At 34.9% G+C, this 16,678-nt stretch carries 16 protein-coding genes; 4 read left to right on the top strand and 12 right to left on the bottom strand.

The features are described 5' to 3' along the window. Window positions 1-9: 9 nt before the first annotated feature. Genes SUDEN_RS06870 through SUDEN_RS06905 form a run of 8 tightly spaced genes read right to left on the bottom strand, consistent with a single transcriptional unit; the run spans window position 10 to window position 6,786 of the window. Complete coding sequence (locus SUDEN_RS06870; RefSeq protein WP_011372944.1) at window positions 10-957, bottom strand: hypothetical protein; 948 nt, start codon at window positions 955-957, stop codon at window positions 10-12. Beyond that, window positions 957-1,625 (bottom strand): ABC transporter ATP-binding protein, encoded by a 669-nt coding sequence (locus SUDEN_RS06875; protein WP_011372945.1) that lies wholly within the window; start codon window positions 1,623-1,625, stop codon window positions 957-959. The genes SUDEN_RS06870 and SUDEN_RS06875 overlap by 1 nt, the downstream gene beginning before the upstream one ends. Next, complete coding sequence (locus SUDEN_RS06880; RefSeq protein WP_041672270.1) at window positions 1,625-2,800, bottom strand: ABC transporter permease; 1,176 nt, start codon at window positions 2,798-2,800, stop codon at window positions 1,625-1,627. The genes SUDEN_RS06875 and SUDEN_RS06880 overlap by 1 nt, the downstream gene beginning before the upstream one ends. Further along, window positions 2,790-3,077 (bottom strand): hypothetical protein, encoded by a 288-nt coding sequence (locus SUDEN_RS06885; protein WP_041672271.1) that lies wholly within the window; start codon window positions 3,075-3,077, stop codon window positions 2,790-2,792. Before SUDEN_RS06885 ends, SUDEN_RS06880 begins: the two co-directional genes overlap by 11 nt. Then, complete coding sequence (locus SUDEN_RS06890) at window positions 3,070-4,164, bottom strand: nitrous oxide reductase accessory protein NosL (protein ID WP_011372947.1); 1,095 nt, start codon at window positions 4,162-4,164, stop codon at window positions 3,070-3,072. The genes SUDEN_RS06885 and SUDEN_RS06890 overlap by 8 nt, the downstream gene beginning before the upstream one ends. 31 nt (window positions 4,165-4,195) lie before the next feature. Continuing rightward, window positions 4,196-4,675, bottom strand: coding sequence for a DUF4149 domain-containing protein (locus SUDEN_RS06895; RefSeq protein ID WP_011372948.1), 480 nt, complete (start codon window positions 4,673-4,675; stop codon window positions 4,196-4,198). Window positions 4,676-4,678: 3 nt separating this feature from the next. Beyond that, window positions 4,679-5,509 (bottom strand): peptide chain release factor N(5)-glutamine methyltransferase, encoded by an 831-nt coding sequence (prmC, locus tag SUDEN_RS06900; protein WP_011372949.1) that lies wholly within the window; start codon window positions 5,507-5,509, stop codon window positions 4,679-4,681. After that, window positions 5,491-6,786, bottom strand: a complete 1,296-nt coding sequence (locus tag SUDEN_RS06905) for a M48 family metallopeptidase (protein ID WP_430741997.1) — start codon at window positions 6,784-6,786, stop codon at window positions 5,491-5,493. Before SUDEN_RS06905 ends, prmC begins: the two co-directional genes overlap by 19 nt. 63 nt (window positions 6,787-6,849) lie before the next feature. Between SUDEN_RS06905 and SUDEN_RS06910 the strand changes: the two genes are divergently transcribed. Genes SUDEN_RS06910 through SUDEN_RS06920 form a run of 3 tightly spaced genes read left to right on the top strand, consistent with a single transcriptional unit; the run spans window position 6,850 to window position 9,478 of the window. Further along, window positions 6,850-7,611 (top strand): patatin-like phospholipase family protein, encoded by a 762-nt coding sequence (locus SUDEN_RS06910; RefSeq protein ID WP_011372951.1) that lies wholly within the window; start codon window positions 6,850-6,852, stop codon window positions 7,609-7,611. 52 nt (window positions 7,612-7,663) lie between these two features. Next, window positions 7,664-7,981, top strand: a complete 318-nt coding sequence (locus tag SUDEN_RS06915; RefSeq protein ID WP_011372952.1) for an EF-hand domain-containing protein — start codon at window positions 7,664-7,666, stop codon at window positions 7,979-7,981. Between the two features lie 60 nt (window positions 7,982-8,041). Then, the gene (locus SUDEN_RS06920; protein WP_011372953.1) at window positions 8,042-9,478 is read left to right on the top strand and encodes a catalase; all 1,437 of its coding nucleotides are present in this window, start codon (window positions 8,042-8,044) and stop codon (window positions 9,476-9,478) included. 80 nt (window positions 9,479-9,558) lie between these two features. Here the strand turns inward: SUDEN_RS06920 and SUDEN_RS06925 are convergent, their stop codons facing one another. Next, the gene (locus SUDEN_RS06925) at window positions 9,559-9,849 is read right to left on the bottom strand and encodes a Dabb family protein (protein ID WP_011372954.1); all 291 of its coding nucleotides are present in this window, start codon (window positions 9,847-9,849) and stop codon (window positions 9,559-9,561) included. A gap of 50 nt (window positions 9,850-9,899) precedes the next feature. Here SUDEN_RS06925 and SUDEN_RS11210 point away from each other — a divergent pair, with 50 nt between their 5' ends. Continuing rightward, window positions 9,900-10,097: a hypothetical protein gene (locus SUDEN_RS11210; protein WP_083756764.1), complete on the top strand. Its 198-nt coding sequence runs from the start codon at window positions 9,900-9,902 to the stop codon at window positions 10,095-10,097. 4 nt (window positions 10,098-10,101) lie between these two features. Here the strand turns inward: SUDEN_RS11210 and SUDEN_RS06930 are convergent, their stop codons facing one another. Genes SUDEN_RS06930 through SUDEN_RS06940 form a run of 3 tightly spaced genes read right to left on the bottom strand, consistent with a single transcriptional unit; the run spans window position 10,102 to window position 16,507 of the window. Beyond that, a complete protein-coding gene (locus SUDEN_RS06930; RefSeq protein ID WP_011372955.1) occupies window positions 10,102-11,445 on the bottom strand; it encodes an SLC13 family permease in 1,344 nt (447 codons plus the stop codon). 46 nt (window positions 11,446-11,491) lie between these two features. After that, window positions 11,492-12,958 (bottom strand): sodium/proline symporter PutP, encoded by a 1,467-nt coding sequence (gene putP, locus SUDEN_RS06935; RefSeq protein WP_011372956.1) that lies wholly within the window; start codon window positions 12,956-12,958, stop codon window positions 11,492-11,494. Further along, window positions 12,959-16,507: a bifunctional proline dehydrogenase/L-glutamate gamma-semialdehyde dehydrogenase gene (locus tag SUDEN_RS06940; protein WP_011372957.1), complete on the bottom strand. Its 3,549-nt coding sequence runs from the start codon at window positions 16,505-16,507 to the stop codon at window positions 12,959-12,961. Window positions 16,508-16,678 lie beyond the last annotated feature (171 nt).

Here is a 16,678-nt window from a genome sequence, read left to right on the forward strand (position 1 = left end):
TGCAAATCCTTATAAAAAAACACCGTTTTTAATGTAATAGTTTAATATATATAGTGTCAGCAATATAACATAAAGAGAGTTAAATAGAAGTGATATTTTATAGCTACTATCACTATCTTTTACAAAACTAACAACTAAACCGTAAAAGGTACCCATAAATAGAAAAAAGTATAGAAAATAGCCAACATAGTAATAGTCGCTCTGCAGAAAACAAAACGGACAGTGATGAGATGGAAGCTCATATATATAAGTCCCAAAAAAGAGTATAAGTGAAACAAGTGAGAGAGGAATAAAGAGTGCATTTAGAGCACTAAAGAGATACCTTTTTTTCAAAAAGAATAGTAAAACTATCAAAAAATAGTTTGTGTAAAAAACCATAAGCAGAAGTGAATTATCAATTTTAAACAGCGTTGAGAGTGCTGATGTTGAAGAGCTTGAATATATGCTTCCACAACAACTCACCATCTTGTCAATCTCTATATCTTTAAACATCGAAAAATCAAGAGCAAGTTCTAACATCAAAAGAAAAAAGAGCCCTAAAAAAAGCCCGAACTTATATCTTGTGTATGGCTGATTTTTATCACTTATATCTGTAGTGTGGATTCTAAGCCAATATGCAAAAAGATATAGGTTTATAATCTTTAGCACAATTAGGTACATTCCGCTTTGTGTTGCATCAACAACTCCAGCCGCACACATGGCACCTGTTATAACATTTGAGATTTTATCAAGAGCAAAAATAAAAAAGATAAAAAGTGGAACTTTTATAGTAAAGATATATTTGATGATAGTTGCAGCCAGATAGCTCTGTTTCTCCAGCTCATACTGTGTAATTGATGTTGAGTTTGCATCCCACTTTAAAAAGATTCTAAGGCTTAAGACAAACGCCACAACTGCAAAAATAGCAAAAATAATATTTAAGATAAGAATGGTTAAAACTTCTGGTGTAAGAAGCATTAGATAATCTTCCCTTGATATATCTCTATCTCTACATCAACTATATCTAAACCAAAAAAGAGTGGGTCATGTGTCGCTATAATTATTGTTTTACCCTCGTTTTTCAACTCTTTGACTATCTCAATAAAAGAGAGTGAGAGCTTCTTATCAAGATTTGCGGTTGGCTCATCTGCTAGGATAATTTTTGGATTGTTTATATTTGCTCTAGCAATCGCCACACGTTGTTGTTCTCCACCTGATAGATTTTTTACAAGCTGAGAAGCTTTATGCTCAATGTTGAACATACGAAGAACTCTTTGTAGTTTTGCTTTTATCTCACTTTCACTTAAGTTCATAGGAACTAGAGGCAATATTATGTTCTCCTCTACACTAAGCGTTGGAATAAGATTATATTTTTGAAAAACAAAACCTATGAAATGGCGTCTAAAATCTGAGGCAAAGTTATCTGGAAGCTTTGAGACTCTATCTCCACCAACTAAGACTTCCCCGCTTGTAGGCTTGCTAAGAGCTGCTATTAGTGAGAGAATCGTACTTTTTCCGCTCCCACTTGAGCCTCTAAGAACTACAACTTGTCCCTCTTTTATCTCAAGGTTTATGTTATCAAGTGCCACAACGCTCTCATTCTCGTTTACTTCATACTTTTTTACTACATTTATCAAACTTATCATTAGCGTATAACCTCATCTGCTTCAAGTGTCGCACTTCTCCACGATGGGATAATGATAGCGGCTATATATATTGGTACACTTAGAAAAAAGATAAGTGCCAAGGTCTGCATGTCAAAAACAAAAGGTAGATTAAAAGATGTCTTTAGTTGTGAATAACCTAAAAATATATTTTGTAAAAGAGGCGCTTTAAATATATATACAAAAGCAAAAGAGAGTGTTATACCAACAAGATAGGAGAAAATTGAAACTATAAAGCCCTCATAAAACTTCTCTTTGAGCACGTCATCCACTCTCCATCCAACAGCCTTTAGTATCCCTATCTCTCTTTTTTGCTCACTGCTGAGTCCACTTACTCTGTCATATATAATGATAAAAAATGTAAAAAGCGAGACACTAAAGAGTGCCAAAAATATTCCACTTTTATAATCAAAAATATTTTGATAACTTATTTTTAAATCATCTTTAGTTATCACTCTTGTATCTGGGTATAGCAACTTTATCTTAGATGCTACAGTTGCTACTTCGTTGAAATTTGCAACACGCACAACTATATCTGTAGCTTTTTGCGCAGATATATCAAAAATCTCTCGCACATTTTCTTTGCTCATAACGATAACATCATTTGATTCAAGCTCACTCTGCGCTTTAAATGTAGCAGCTATATCTACTCTTTTTAGCGTACCATCTGGTTTTATAAAGTTAAAATAATCTTTGTAGTAGTTTTTATCCATAACTATTTTTACGCCCTCGCCTACTATCATGGAAGGTTTTGTAAAATCAAGGTTTGCGGCGACATCTACAAACGATTTTTTGTACTGTTCTTCATACTCATCAATACCTACAAGGCTAAAATTTACCCCAGCATTTTCAAAATAGTAGTATCCCCAAACTCTAGCAACTGCTCCACTGACTCCATGAATATCTAAAATTTCATCAATAGTGCTAACATCAATATCATAATGACGACCACCCTTAATCTTTTGCACTGTTATATCAGGAAGTGCTTCTAGCGTCTGTTTTAACTCATATTTTATGGAATTGGTTATAAAAAAGAGTGAAGATAGCAAAAACACCAACATACTAAAGACTATAGAGATAAAAATAGTTTTATACTTTTGGCGAAGCAGGGAGTTTATCGCATACTCTACTATGTAAAAATTTATCTTATTTTGCATCATTTGCCTTATATACGTATGTTGAAGCAAAGTACTCTCTAAGTGAGGCGTCATCTCTATATATTGAGGAAAAATCGCTCAAACTTCTATGTCTGATATAAGATGCCTCTGTTGAGATTGCCAAATCTGGAAGAAGAAGAGTAGTTACAAACTCTCTTTTTATAGCTAAAGAGTTCCCATCTAAACTTTTGGTTTTGTAAAGATACACAACTTCAAAAGATAGAAGAGAGAGTAGAAAAAAAAGAGTATTGAGTAAAAATATGCTTTTTTTATTCATCAAGTTTATATATCTCAGAAGATGTTATATCTTTAAACTCTATTACTTTAAAACCTTTATGGTCCATATTAAAAGCTTTTGCCTCTTTTTGTGAATTAAAAGGGATAAGCTCTTTGCCCATAGGACCATAAACATCGCTTCCAAGGACATAAAAGGCAGTTGATGCGTCTATGGCTTTTTGTGAGTAATAATCTGTAACTAGAATTTTTTTAATGCCATCTTTATTCTGGAAATAGTACTTCATCATATCTTTTACACCATCAAATGAGTGGTGTTTACCTTCATAAAAAATCTGTGCCGCCCATTTTGGATATTTGTAAACGAACATTCCACATATTGGACATTTCTCATCTTTTGTTACTTGAATCGTATCTACTCTTTTATCATTTGCTTCAAATCTTTTTACTTCCCAAATATATAAAGACAGTGGCTGAAGCTCCTCCTCACTAAGAGTTCCACAAAGTTTTTTATCTGCCAAATCTGCTTTTAACTCATTTAGCTGTACATAATTGTTGGCATCTATGTTTTGTTTACAATTTTTATCATATATTTTTTTGCCCATCGGATAGACTTGTTTCTCTTTTTTATTTTGAACCATCTCTATATCTGAATCAAGCGACTCAGATGCCATCTTTAGAGCCTTCTCAAAACTAACTACCTCTCCGCCATGTTCTATGTTAAAGTCATCCGCTGCCTCTTTTGATGAAAAAGCAACTTTACTAACTTTACTCATAGTTCCCTTTACATCTGAGCCTACTACATAATGAGCATCTTTTGCAAAAATCAACTTTTGAGATAGAGCGTCAACAACTTTTACATCATTCGTATCTATCTTATGTTCTTGCATGTCAACTGCTAAACATCTCATAGAGCAGTACTGTTTATCTGTATGATTTACTTTTGAAGTGTGTGAAGTTTTATAAAAACTCTCCAGCTTCATACCACATACTGGACACCACTCTTTTTGTGAGCCCTTTTGGATAAGTTCTGGTTTTATCGTTGCAGATTTTGTAAAACTATCTGCACTTAAATTTTGAGTTGTTAAAAGAAGTAGTATAAATACTCCAAGGAAGAGTTTTTTTAACATGTAGAGCCTCTTTATAAATGATTTATGGAGGCTATTTTATCCTAAGAAGCATTAATCTTCTTATAAATAATATAAGTATAGCTATTGCTAAAATCTTAAAATCAAGCTCACTAACTAAATGAAGATTTATAAAAGTATCGCTTAGTGTCGCTTCTTCCCCTAGTTTTTGCATTGAGAGAATTTTTGGCGCATAAACACCGCTAAACATAAGTGCAGAAAAAACCACTGTTACAGAACTTCCAAAAATTACTGAATCTCTTTGTCCATTTTTGTACATAACTATCTCATATATAGTCACAAAAAAAGCTAAGATATATATCCAGTAGCTAAAGCGGCTAAATATCTCAGCCATTATTTTTCCCTCGTTATATCTGCCTAGCTCAATGCTAAAGAGAATAGACTCAGTGTTAAAAATAACTGGAGCAACAAATGCACCCAAGACAATAACAGCTCCAAAAGTTGCAGCCAAAAGCAGAAGATAACTAAAATCTATGTAAATGTTTCTTTTCAAAAGCTATAACCTTAGTGTAAAACCTCTATCAAAGTCACTATAGTCTTTATAAAAAACTAATGATTTAAGAGGTTTATTGTTTAAATAATTTTGTATTTTATCTTTTTGGTCATAACCCATCTCACAGCTAAATAAGTTAATCTCAGCCTTTAAGACTCCATCAAGAAGCTCTTTTATAATCTCATCTCCAACACTGCCGCCAAAAAGCGCATTTTGAGGTTCGTAAGAGAGATTTGACTCCAACGAAACATCATCTGCTATGTATGGCGGATTTGAGACAAGATAGTCTATCTTCTCTTTTATGGGTTCTAGCAGAGAGCCGTGACGCAGCTCTATTCTATCCTCAAGAGAAAATTTCTCTATGTTTTTTCTTGCAACGCCAAGAGCGGCTTGTGAAATATCTACTGCTATAAATTTTGCATTTGGAAGAGATTTGGCAAGTATGATAGAGATGATTCCGCTTCCAACACCAACCTCTACAATATTTAGAGGTGAGTTTTTATCTTCTATATTTTTTAAAACTTCATCTATCAAAAGCTCTGTTTCTGGGCGTGGGATGAGTGCTCCACTATCGATATAGAACTCCTCACTATAAAAACTAACAGACCCGACTATATACTCTAAAGGCTCATTTTTAGCACGTCTTTGCGCCCACTCTAATAGTTTTTCTATCTCTTTAACTTCTTTATCTTGATTCATCAAAAGCCATAGTTCATCAACATTTAAATGGTACATTAAAAGAAGTTGCGCCTCACGTGAAGCTCTGGGAATACTCTCTTTTAACTCTTGAGTTATCTTATGCAGAACATCTTTTACTATATGTCTGCTTGACATGCCGAGCCTAATGCATTTGTATCTATATCTCCAAGCGAGACTCCAAGAACTCTTAATCTCTCTAAAACTGGAGGGTGCGTGTAGTGAAAAAAGATATACAGCGGATGAGATAGAGGAAAGCTTCTGTTCTCTGTTACAAGTTTTTTAAGTGCATTTGCGAGTTCTATCTCTCCACCCACTCCACCTAACTCACTTCCCACTCTATCTGCCGCATACTCATTATGTCTGCTCACAATACCCATAATAGGCATCATAACAAAGCCCAAAACTGGCATAAAAAGAAGAAGAAGTATCATAATAGAATATGGTGCCTGTGAGATACCAAGCTCCATATATAGTGAAGATGGAAGGTTTCCAAAGATGCCAAACATCCCAAAGAGCATCGCTCCAACTAGTGCAATATTTTTATAAATATCTCCATGTGAAAAGTGCCCAAGCTCATGTCCTAAAACCGCTAAAAGTTCTCTTGTGCTTAGTTTTTCTAAAAGCGTATCAAATAAAACCACACGCTTAGCTTTTCCAAAACCACCAAAATAGGCATTTAATCTTGCATCTCTCTTACTTGCGTCACTGATAAAAATACCAGAACTTACAAAACCAGTTTTTTCCATCAACTCTTTTATCTCTGCATCCAACTCTTCATTTTGAAGCGGAGTGAGTTTGTCAAAAAACATCGCTCTAAAAGTCGGGTAAAGCATATTTATAAGAATTACTACACTAAAAATAAATGCAAAACTCCAAAACCACCAAAGAGTAAAATTTGAGATAATCGCATAAATACCCCAGATAACCAGTGAGCCAAAGATAAGAGTCATAACAAATGAGATAAGCGTATCTTTTACCCATTGAGCTTTACTTGATTTGTTGAAACCAAACTTCTCATCAAGTACAAATTTTTCATAGTAGCCAAAAGGAAGAGATGTAACAGAACCTATAACCAAAAAACCCATAACAATGGCAATATTTAAAAAAGCCTCATTTTCAAAGTGAATGTTTTGCTCTAAAAACTTAACTCCAAAACCAATCCAAAAGATAAAAAAGAGGTAATCTATAAAAGTTGTAGCAATACTCATCTTCTCTTTAGCCACACTGTAATTACCAGCTTTTAAAAAATCATTATCGCTAAGAAGGATAGCCTTGCCCCTTTTTGCTGCATTTACATAGCCTATCTGCATAACGCTTGTATATATAGTGATAAGAATAAAAAGTGTATAGATTCCCATAATGCTCATTAACATCTTAATTGCCTTTAATTTTTTTGAGATTTTATCACTCATGCACATCAAATATCCTTTAACAGATATTTAGATACAATTTTTAAAATTACAAAAAAGATATTTATGAAGAATTTAAAAGGTAAAAAAGTCGCCTTAGCTCTTGGCGGAGGCTCTGTTTTAGGCGGTGTACATGTAGGTGTATTAAAAGCTCTAGAGGAGTATGGAGTAGATATAAAATATATAAGCGGAACAAGTGCTGGTGGGATTATCGCCTCACTTTATGCTTTTGGAAAAAGCCCAAAAGAGATAGAGCGGATAGTTTTAAACTTTGAGTGGAAAAACCTCGTAACGCTTACTTTAAGCAAATTTGCCATTTTATCAAACGAGAAGATAGGCGAGATGATAAAAGAGAATATCGGAGATACAAATATAGAAGATTCAAAGATACCACTTAGCATGATAGCAACCGATATAACAGATGGAAAAAAGATACTTCTAGAAAAAGGAAGCACCTCTGTTGCTGTCATGGCAACTACATGTGTTCCAGGGATTTTTATACCTGTAGAGTTGGACGGAAGGCTGCTTGTTGATGGAGGCATACTAGAGAACGTTCCGCTTAGCTGTATAATAGAAAAAGATGTAGATTTAATAATCGGTGTTGATTTAGTTTGTGCGCACTCCCATAAAAAGCCTCAAAATATCATCGAGGTTTTATACAACAGCTTTAATTTTTTAGTCAAAGCAAATAAACTCATACACTCAAAAGAGGCAGATATAATCATAAAACCTGACCTCTCAAACTACAATGCCATAGATTTAGCCCAAATGAGGGAGCTAATAGAGATAGGCTACAAAGAGACACGAAAGATGATGAAAAATCTATAATTAATCTCTTTAGATGTAAAATATTCTCAATACCAAAATAAGGAGTGTTGTTATGAAAAATTTAGTTGGATATATAAAATTATCTCTTATTGCTACAAGCTTTCTTGTAATTGTTCCCTCTGTTGCATCAGCTCAGAATATGGGTCGAAGTATGCCTACTTTTGAGAGTTTTGACTTAAATAAAGATGGTACGCTCACAGAGAGTGAAATGAATGAGGCAAGAGCGCTAAGAGCAAAAGAGCGTCAAGAGGATGGCAAAATGCTAAGAAATAGCAAAAACCATTATGAGTTCTCAGATATCGACACAAGCAAAGATGGAGTAGTCGATAAAAAAGAGTTCCAAGAGCACCAATTGAGAAGAAAAAGATAGTAACTGCCATTAGCTTACTCGCTTCTAAATAAACTCTTGCGTCATAAATAAGGAGAATCAATGAAAAAGAGACTAACAACCGCTTTTGGTGCACCTGTTGCAGATAATAACAACTCACTTACCGCAGGGGCAAGGGGTCCTATGATGCTTCAAGATGTATGGTATTTGGAAAAAATGGCACATTTTGATAGGGAAGTTATTCCCGAGAGACGTATGCATGCAAAAGGTTCTGGTGCATTTGGAAAGTTCACGGTTACACATGACATCACAAAATACACCAAAGCAAAAATCTTCTCTGAAATTGGCAAAAAAACAGAGATGTTTGCAAGATTTTCTACTGTTGCAGGCGAGAGAGGTGCTGCAGATGCAGAGAGAGATATCCGTGGTTTTGCTCTTAAGTTTTATACGGAAGAGGGCAATTGGGACTTAGTTGGTAACAATACACCTGTGTTTTTTCTAAGAGACCCACTCAAGTTTCCAGATTTAAACCATGCAGTAAAACGAGATCCAAAAACGAATATGAGAAGTGCAAAAAATAACTGGGATTTTTGGACTAGCTTGCCAGAAGCTCTGCATCAAGTAACCATTACAATGAGCGATAGAGGTATCCCTTATTCTTACCGTCACATGCATGGATTTGGCAGTCACACTTTTAGCTTCATCAATGCTAAAAATGAGAGACATTGGGTTAAGTTTCATTTTGTTAGCCAACAAGGTATCAAAAACTTAACAGATGAAGAGGCTGAAATTTTGGTTGGAAAAAATAGAGAGAGCCATCAGCAAGATTTGTTTGAAAGTATAGAAAAAGGTGATTTTCCAAAGTGGAAAATGTTTGTCCAAATTATGAGCGAAGAAGATGCAAAGCACTATAAGTTCAACCCTTTTGATTTAACAAGAGTGTGGCTTAAAAAAGATTATCCACTCATAGAAGTTGGAGAGTTTGAGCTAAACCGCAACCCAGAAAACTATTTTGCAGATGTAGAACAAGCTGCATTTAATCCTGCAAGCGTTGTAAATGGAATTGGCTTTTCACCTGATAAGATGCTTCAAGGAAGACTTTTCTCATACGGCGATGCACAAAGATACAGACTCGGAGTCAACCATAACCTCATCCCTGTAAATGCTCCAAAATGCCCAACAAACAGTTATCATAGAGATGGCTTAATGAGAGTTGATGGCAATGCTGGAGCAACGATTGGGTACGAGCCAAACTCTTATGAGGAGTGGCAAGAGCAAAAAGAGTATGCTGAACCGATACTCGACATTGATGGTGGAGCTTCCCGATGGGAGATGGATGATGATAATTTCACACAACCTAGAATGCTCTTTCAACTTATGAGTAAAGAGCAAAAACAAGTTCTTTTTGAAAACACAGCAAGAGCTATGGGTGATGCCCCAGATATGATTAAAAAAAGACATATAGACAACTGTACAAAAGCAGACCCAGCTTATGGTGTAGGTGTTGCAAAAGCTTTAGGCTTGAGTGTAAAATCTTAAAATTATCTATCTGCATGTAAGAATTTTCTTTACATGTAGATACTCTTAATACTTTAAAAATTTATACTCTTTTTATGTTTTTATAAAATATAATCGACCACTTTTGACTCAAGCGTTACGGTCTTTATAAGCTCCACTACCTTTAAATGTTCAGGGTGAATAGCATAAATTGCCATATCTTCTTTACTCTCAAATGTTGAGTATAAACAGAGGTCAAACGCTCTATCTGAATCAGTAAAATTAACACCTACCTCCATAAATTTTAGCTCATGGATAAGTGTAACTAAAGCATTTAACCTCTTTTGCACCTCTTTTATATTTGACTCTTTACTCTCATCTTTAAACTTAAACATAACTATGTGAACTATCATTTTTATCTCTTTTTTTGTGAAATTCTACCCAAAAACGATAAAATAGACTTATGAAAAGAATTTTAAAAGAGCTATATGGCTCGGGCATACTATTTTTCTACTTCTTCAAATGGCCATTTTTTATAGTATTTCCTTATCTTTATAACAATGGTTTAAATAACAACTATATTTTAAATATTTTATGGTTTTTTATGGCGGGATTGATACTTAAAGATTTCTACATGTTGTTTAAAGATAGAGGCTCTTAAGTGATTATCTCCAAAAAAATTCAGCGATAACTACTACAAAAAAGACACCTATGAGGTTTAGCAAAAATCCATATCTAAGCATATCTTTTACATTAAGAGCGCCACTGCTCATGGCTATGGCATTTGGAGGTGTTGCTATTGGAAGCATAAAAGCGTAACTCGCACAAACAGTTGCTACCATCATAAATAGTTTGGCGTCCATATTTGTTTGGATTGCCAGAGCGTAAATAATTGGAAGCATTACAGAGATTAGTGCAGTATTTGAAGTTATCTCTGTTGTAAAAGTTACAAGAATTGCGATACACAGGAGTACAAACAGAGTAGGAAAATCACTCAAAGCTATAAGATAAGAGGCAAGTTCACTTGCTAGGGAAGTTGCGCTAAAAGCGGTAGCTATTGAGAATCCTGCACCAAAGAGAAACATTATCCTAAATGGAACTTTTCCTTTGTCATCCATCCAATCAAGAATAGAAAAAGGCGGAGCAAAAAGCAAAAGTCCTCCGCCAAGCAAAATAACACTCTCATTTAACCCAAGTCCACTCCAGTGCGATCCAAGCGGAGCGTTTAGTAAAAGAAGCATAACCACTCCACCAAGAAGTAGAAGTATCTTTTTTTGATCTTTGTTTAGAGTTTTTTTATCCTCTTTAAAAGATATTTTTGCATCACTACATCCAATACTAAGAAGATATGAAACAACTATGAGCATAATTACAACCAAAGGAGCCATCATCCACATCCACTCTACAAAAGAGAAAGCTTCCATCCCTTTATCTTGCATAAATCCAAGCAAAATAAGATTTGGCGGAGTTCCAATTGGAGTCAAAATACCACCAACACTAGCACCATAAGCAACGCCAAGAGCAAACCTCATCTTTAGTTTTGCCTCATCACTTAAGAAGAGTGCGATTGGAATAAGTAGAAGTGCTGTTGTTGTATTTGACAAAAGAGAGCTTAAAACTCCAGAAGCAATCGTTAGAGAAAATATAACTCCACGTGCGGTAGCTGGAAAAATAGAGAACATTTTTTGCGCTATCCATCTATGTAGATTGCTCTTCTCAACAGCAATTGCTATAAAAAACCCTCCCAAAAAGAGGAAAATTATGGGATTTGCATAGTTTTGAGTTGTAAGATTTGTAGATAAAATGCCAAAAGATGGAAACAAAACAATAGGAAGTAAAGAGACAACTCCAAGTGGCAGAGCCTCATTTGTCCAAAGCACCACTAAAAAAGCAATAACTCCAAGCAAAACCGCTTGAGTTAGGTTAAAAGGGATAAAAGAGAGTAAAAAAACTATGAATGCTATTAAAATCGCAACTGCTATTTTTTTATATATAACTGTATCTGCCATTCAATTCTCTTTTTTTTGATATTTATATATTTTATCATTTTTAAAACTATTTTAACTTATCTCTAACCTCGCTAAATATCTCTTTATTCTCACTAGAAGCACCCTCACCAACTCTGCTAAAGATTAATATAGCAATCCAAGCTAAGATAAATCCAGGTAGAAGTTCATACATGTCAAAGATTCCACCCTCTAAATTTTTATAGATAATAACACTCAAAGAGCCAACTATCATTCCTGCTATTGCACCAACTTTTGTTATATTTTGATTGTAAAGAGAGAGAATTATAAGCGGTCCAAAAGCCGCACCAAAACCAGCCCAAGCATAAGATACAAGTTGCAATACACTAGAGTTTTCATCACTTGAGATGTACCAAGCTATTATGGCTATTACTATAACAGTAGAGCGACCAACCCAGACTAGCTCTTTGTCGCTTGCATCCTTTCTAAGGATAGCATGATAAATATCTCTAGTTAAAACAGAAGATGAAACAAGGAGTTGGGAATCGATTGTACTCATTATTGCTGCTAAAATGGCTGCAAGCAAAAATCCTGCTATCCAAGGATTAAACAGAAGTTGGGAGAGAGTTATAAAAATCTTCTCACTATCTTGTAAATCAACCCCATTTGCTACAACATAAACAAACCCAAAAAATCCAACAGCAAGAGAGCCTAGTATTGATATACCCATCCAGCTCATACCTATAGCTTTTGCACGATGAATCTCATTTTCATCTCTAATGGACATAAATCGTACTAGAATATGAGGTTGTCCAAAATACCCAAGCCCCCAAGAAAGAAGTGAGATGATACCTATAAGTGAGCTACCCCTAAATATATCAAGCATTGAAGCGTCATGAAGTTCTATGATTTTTATAGCCTCACCAACACCACCTATCTCATACAAAACCACAACAGGAGTTATAACAAGAGCAATCATCATAAGAATGCCTTGAATAAAATCCGTCCAGCTTACAGCGTTATATCCGCCTAAGAACGTATATGAAACTATAATAACACTCCCAACAATAAGAGCAGTTGAATACTCTAAGTTAAAAGTAGCTTCAAAAAGCTTGGCTCCGCCAACAAGCCCTGAAGATGTGTAGAGCGTATAAAAAATAAGAATAACAATCGCAGTTGTAATTCGAAGATAGTTTTTTCTCTCTTTAAATCTATTTGAGAAATAATCAGGGATAGTAATTGAATCATTGAGATGATGAGTATATACACGAAGCGGTTTTGCTACATAATGCCAATTTAAATATGCTCCAATAAAGAGCCCAACTGCAATCCAACTGCCAACCAAACCATCTCTAAACATCATTCCCGGAAGCCCTAAAAGAAGCCATCCACTCATGTCTGATGCACCAGCGCTCAGAGCAGTTACTCCTGGTCCCAACCCTCGTCCTCCTAGAACATAATCACTCAAATCATCAGTCTTAAAATAAAAATAAATCCCAATACCAATCATCCCTAACATGTATATAGCAAATGATATTAAAAGCGGTGTTTGCATCTACTTCTCCTCCTTCTTCTTAAAAGTGTAAAGACCTATATTTCCATATCTATGGTAATTATGAGAGATACTTTGCTCTAAAAAGTAGTGCATAAGCTCAACTCTACCATGAGGTATAAAAGGCTCGCTTGCAATATGTCTTGCATCTTTTGCCATCTGTTCATAAACTTCTCTTCTTATGTTCTCTTTACTCAAATATCTAACTCTCGCTGATGCTCTCATAGACTCAATAGACTCTTCAAGAGTCTCACATGCAAGAGAGTCATGCTCATCAAGTAGAAGAGTTTTTTTACTTATAAGCCATAAAAGCTCGTCTGAGTAAAGCTCTTTTGGTAAGCTTACATGTAGCTTTACCCTCGAGAGTTTAGCTGCTGCAATCGAGCATAGTATCTCATAAAGTGCGTCATTAGTGTCTATAACTAGCATCATTTTTTTTACATGTAAGTATCTGTTAATATTGCTTTGTCCTCTAATATTTGAATAGTCATGCTCTTGTAAAAACTCGTTCTTTAAATGGTAGGCAAAATTCCCAATAGTCTTGATACTTTTTTCTAAAGTTTCTCTGTAGTTATCTTCATCCTTTAAAATCTCTTGAAGATTTCTCAAGTATGGATGAGGAGCTGATTTTTGCTCTGATAAAAAGTCACAAGAGATATTTACAAACTGAGAAACATAGTTAAACCCACCTGCTTTTTTGCCGCTTCCTATCGCTGATTTACCCATGCCGCCAAAAGGTTGTCTCAACACTACAGCTCCAGTTGTCATACGGTTTATGTAGAGATTTCCAGCCATTAGATTCTCTTTAAACTTCAAAACCTCTCTCTCATCAAGGCTCTCAATTCCTGAAGTTAGCCCATACCCTGTTGAGTTTACTAAAGAGAGTGCATCATCTAAATCTTCTGCGCACATTACACTTAAAACTGGACCAAAAAGCTCGTTCATATGACAAAAATCCCCTTTTTTTGTTCCCCATCTAATGGATGGTTTTAACATGTAAGGATTTGAATCTTCAAAACTAGGGGCTATAAGCCACTCTTCACCATCGTCTAAATGCTCTAACGCATACTTCAAATTTCCTGATGGGATATTTACTAGTGAGCTAATTCTGTTTTGTGTATCCCAAACTGAGCCTACATGTAAAGAGAGTGTTGCATCAATGAGCATTTTTTTAAACTCTTCATCTTCATATACCTCTCTCTCAAGAATTAAAAGTGAAGTAGCCGAACATTTTTGTCCAGAATTGTTAAAGGCTGAGGCAACTACATTTTTGATAGCTTGATCTCTATCACTCAACGCTGTAACTATGGTTGCATCTTTTCCACCAGTCTCTGCACTTAAATGAATTTCTGGACGATTTTTCAACATCTTATAAGCAGTTTTTTCACTTCCTGTAAATATAACAAAATCGATATCTTTACTCTTTAGAAGAAACTCACCAGCTAATTCTCCCTGCGTTGGAATAAACTGTAGAGTGTTTTTACTAACTCCAGCATCCCAAAAACATTTACAAAGCATATATCCGCAAAGCAAGGCATCTGAGGATGGTTTTAAAATAACCCTATTTCCACATGCAAGAGCTGCTGCGACTCCTCCAACTGCTATAGCTATTGGAAAATTCCAAGGACTTATAACTAAACCAACTCCTTTTTCTTCTAGCTTTATGCCATCTAATTCGTTTAGTTTTTTTAGACTGTATGGATAAAAGTTTAAAAAGTCTATCGCCTCAGATATTTCAACATCACTCTCGCTAAAGATTTTGCCAAGCTCTGCTGCAGCAATCCCTATCAGTAAACCTCTGTTTTTTCTAAACTCATTTGCCACGTTCATGAGCACTTTTGTTCTCTCTTTAAGTGTTAGCTCACTCCAAGCATCTACATCACTCTTTGCAACCTCTATGGCTTCTTTTAACACATCTTCACCAGCCATAAAGCATCTATGAAGAGTGATATTTTGAGATTTATCCATAACCTCTTTTACTTCTTGGCTCATAAGCTCTTTGCCACCAACTACAATGTGGACTCTTAGAGGCTCCTCTTTTGAGATATTTTTATATTTATCTCGAATTTTATCAGCCCAAATTTGGTTTTGTGTAAGGGTAAAATCCGTATCACTCTCATTTTTAAAAATATATCCATCAACATTATCAATATTCTCAAACACTTCTGTGTTTCTATCTTGTTTTCTATATGGCTCTTTGGGAAGTGAATTTAGCGCATCTATTGAGTCCTCATAACTTTTGAGCAAAATCGCCCAAGCCTCACTTCCAACTTTAAGCCCAAAACTATGTCTTAGAAAGTTTTGCTGTGCGGTGTTTTCATCAAATCTTCTAACAAGATAAGCTATAGCATTTGTAAATGTCTTTGAAGTTGCAGTTGGAGCGTATAGTATAACTTTAATATCTTCTTGCTTTAGTATATGATAAGCCGTCTCACTCATACCCTCAAGCATCTCAGCACTAAAGTATTTCAAAACTCCTCTTTGTTTTGCGAGTATATAGCCAAGCGCTTGATCAAAAAGATTATGAGATGCAATGCCTACATGTATATATGGCGAGACCTCTTTATCTATTAGAAAATCCATTAAAAGCTTGAAATTTGCATCGCTTTGAGCCTTATCTAAATAAGTTACACACTCCCAATCTCTAAGTGAAGCTTCTGTAAGTTCCATCTCTTGATTTGCACCTTTTACAAGCCTTACCTTTATGCTGGCCCCGCCATCATCAACTCTTCTCTTTGCCCACTCATATAGTTTTTTTAAATGTGTCATTGTCTCTGGAATATACGCTTGAAGAACGATTCCAGCATGAAGATTTTTAAACTCATCAAGGGAGAGAGTTTTTATAAAAACATCTATTGTTAGATTTATATCTCTGTACTCTTCCATGTCAAGATTTATAAACTTTGAGTTGTTTTGAATTGCGGCTCTATATATCTTTTGAAGTCTTAATGAGATTTGCTCAATACTCCAGTGATGGGAGATAGGATTTATTTGTGAAAATATTGTAGAGATTTTTATAGAGACATAATCTATGTTTGGGTTTTGAAGTAGAGATATATATTTTTCAACTCTCTCTTTAGCTTCTGCTTCGCCTAGCACTGCCTCACCGATTATATTGATATTTACTCTTGTCTTCTGAGCCAAACGCTTTTGAAGATGCGCATTTAAGGAGGCATCTTCCCCTTTAATAACTATATTTTTTACATCATCTCTTAAGTAGGCAATGAAAAGTGGAATTGAGATAGAAGGAAAGTAGATACCAAGATTGCGAAAGAGAGAAACCAATAACTGTTCAAACTTTGTAAAAAAAGTTGTGTTGTTATACTTGTTAAAATTATACTCTAACTGATTGGCTATACGATTGTTATCAAGTGATCTAAAGCTCTGATCAAGCAACTCTATAAGAAATATCTTGTTTTTAGAATCACTAAGAAGGCGTTTCATAATAGCATGAAATTTTTTCTCGGAGTCTATTCTATTTTTCTCTATATTTTTTTGCCACGAAGCAGCAAGAGTTTTTGCCTCATCAAAAGTTTTTTTGTCTATATTCATATATTTATCCCCCTATTTACCATATTTAAATCTGTAATAAAATGTTTTTAAATAAGATTTTTTAGTAAAATGATTCTCCTTTTAGTCTATACTCTAGCTCCTTAATAACTAATAAGATTGTAGAAATCCTTCAAAATAGAGAGTTATCTTTATATTAGTTAGAAATTCAGT

Source organism: Sulfurimonas denitrificans DSM 1251, assembly GCF_000012965.1.
Lineage (GTDB): Bacteria > Campylobacterota > Campylobacteria > Campylobacterales > Sulfurimonadaceae > Sulfurimonas > Sulfurimonas denitrificans.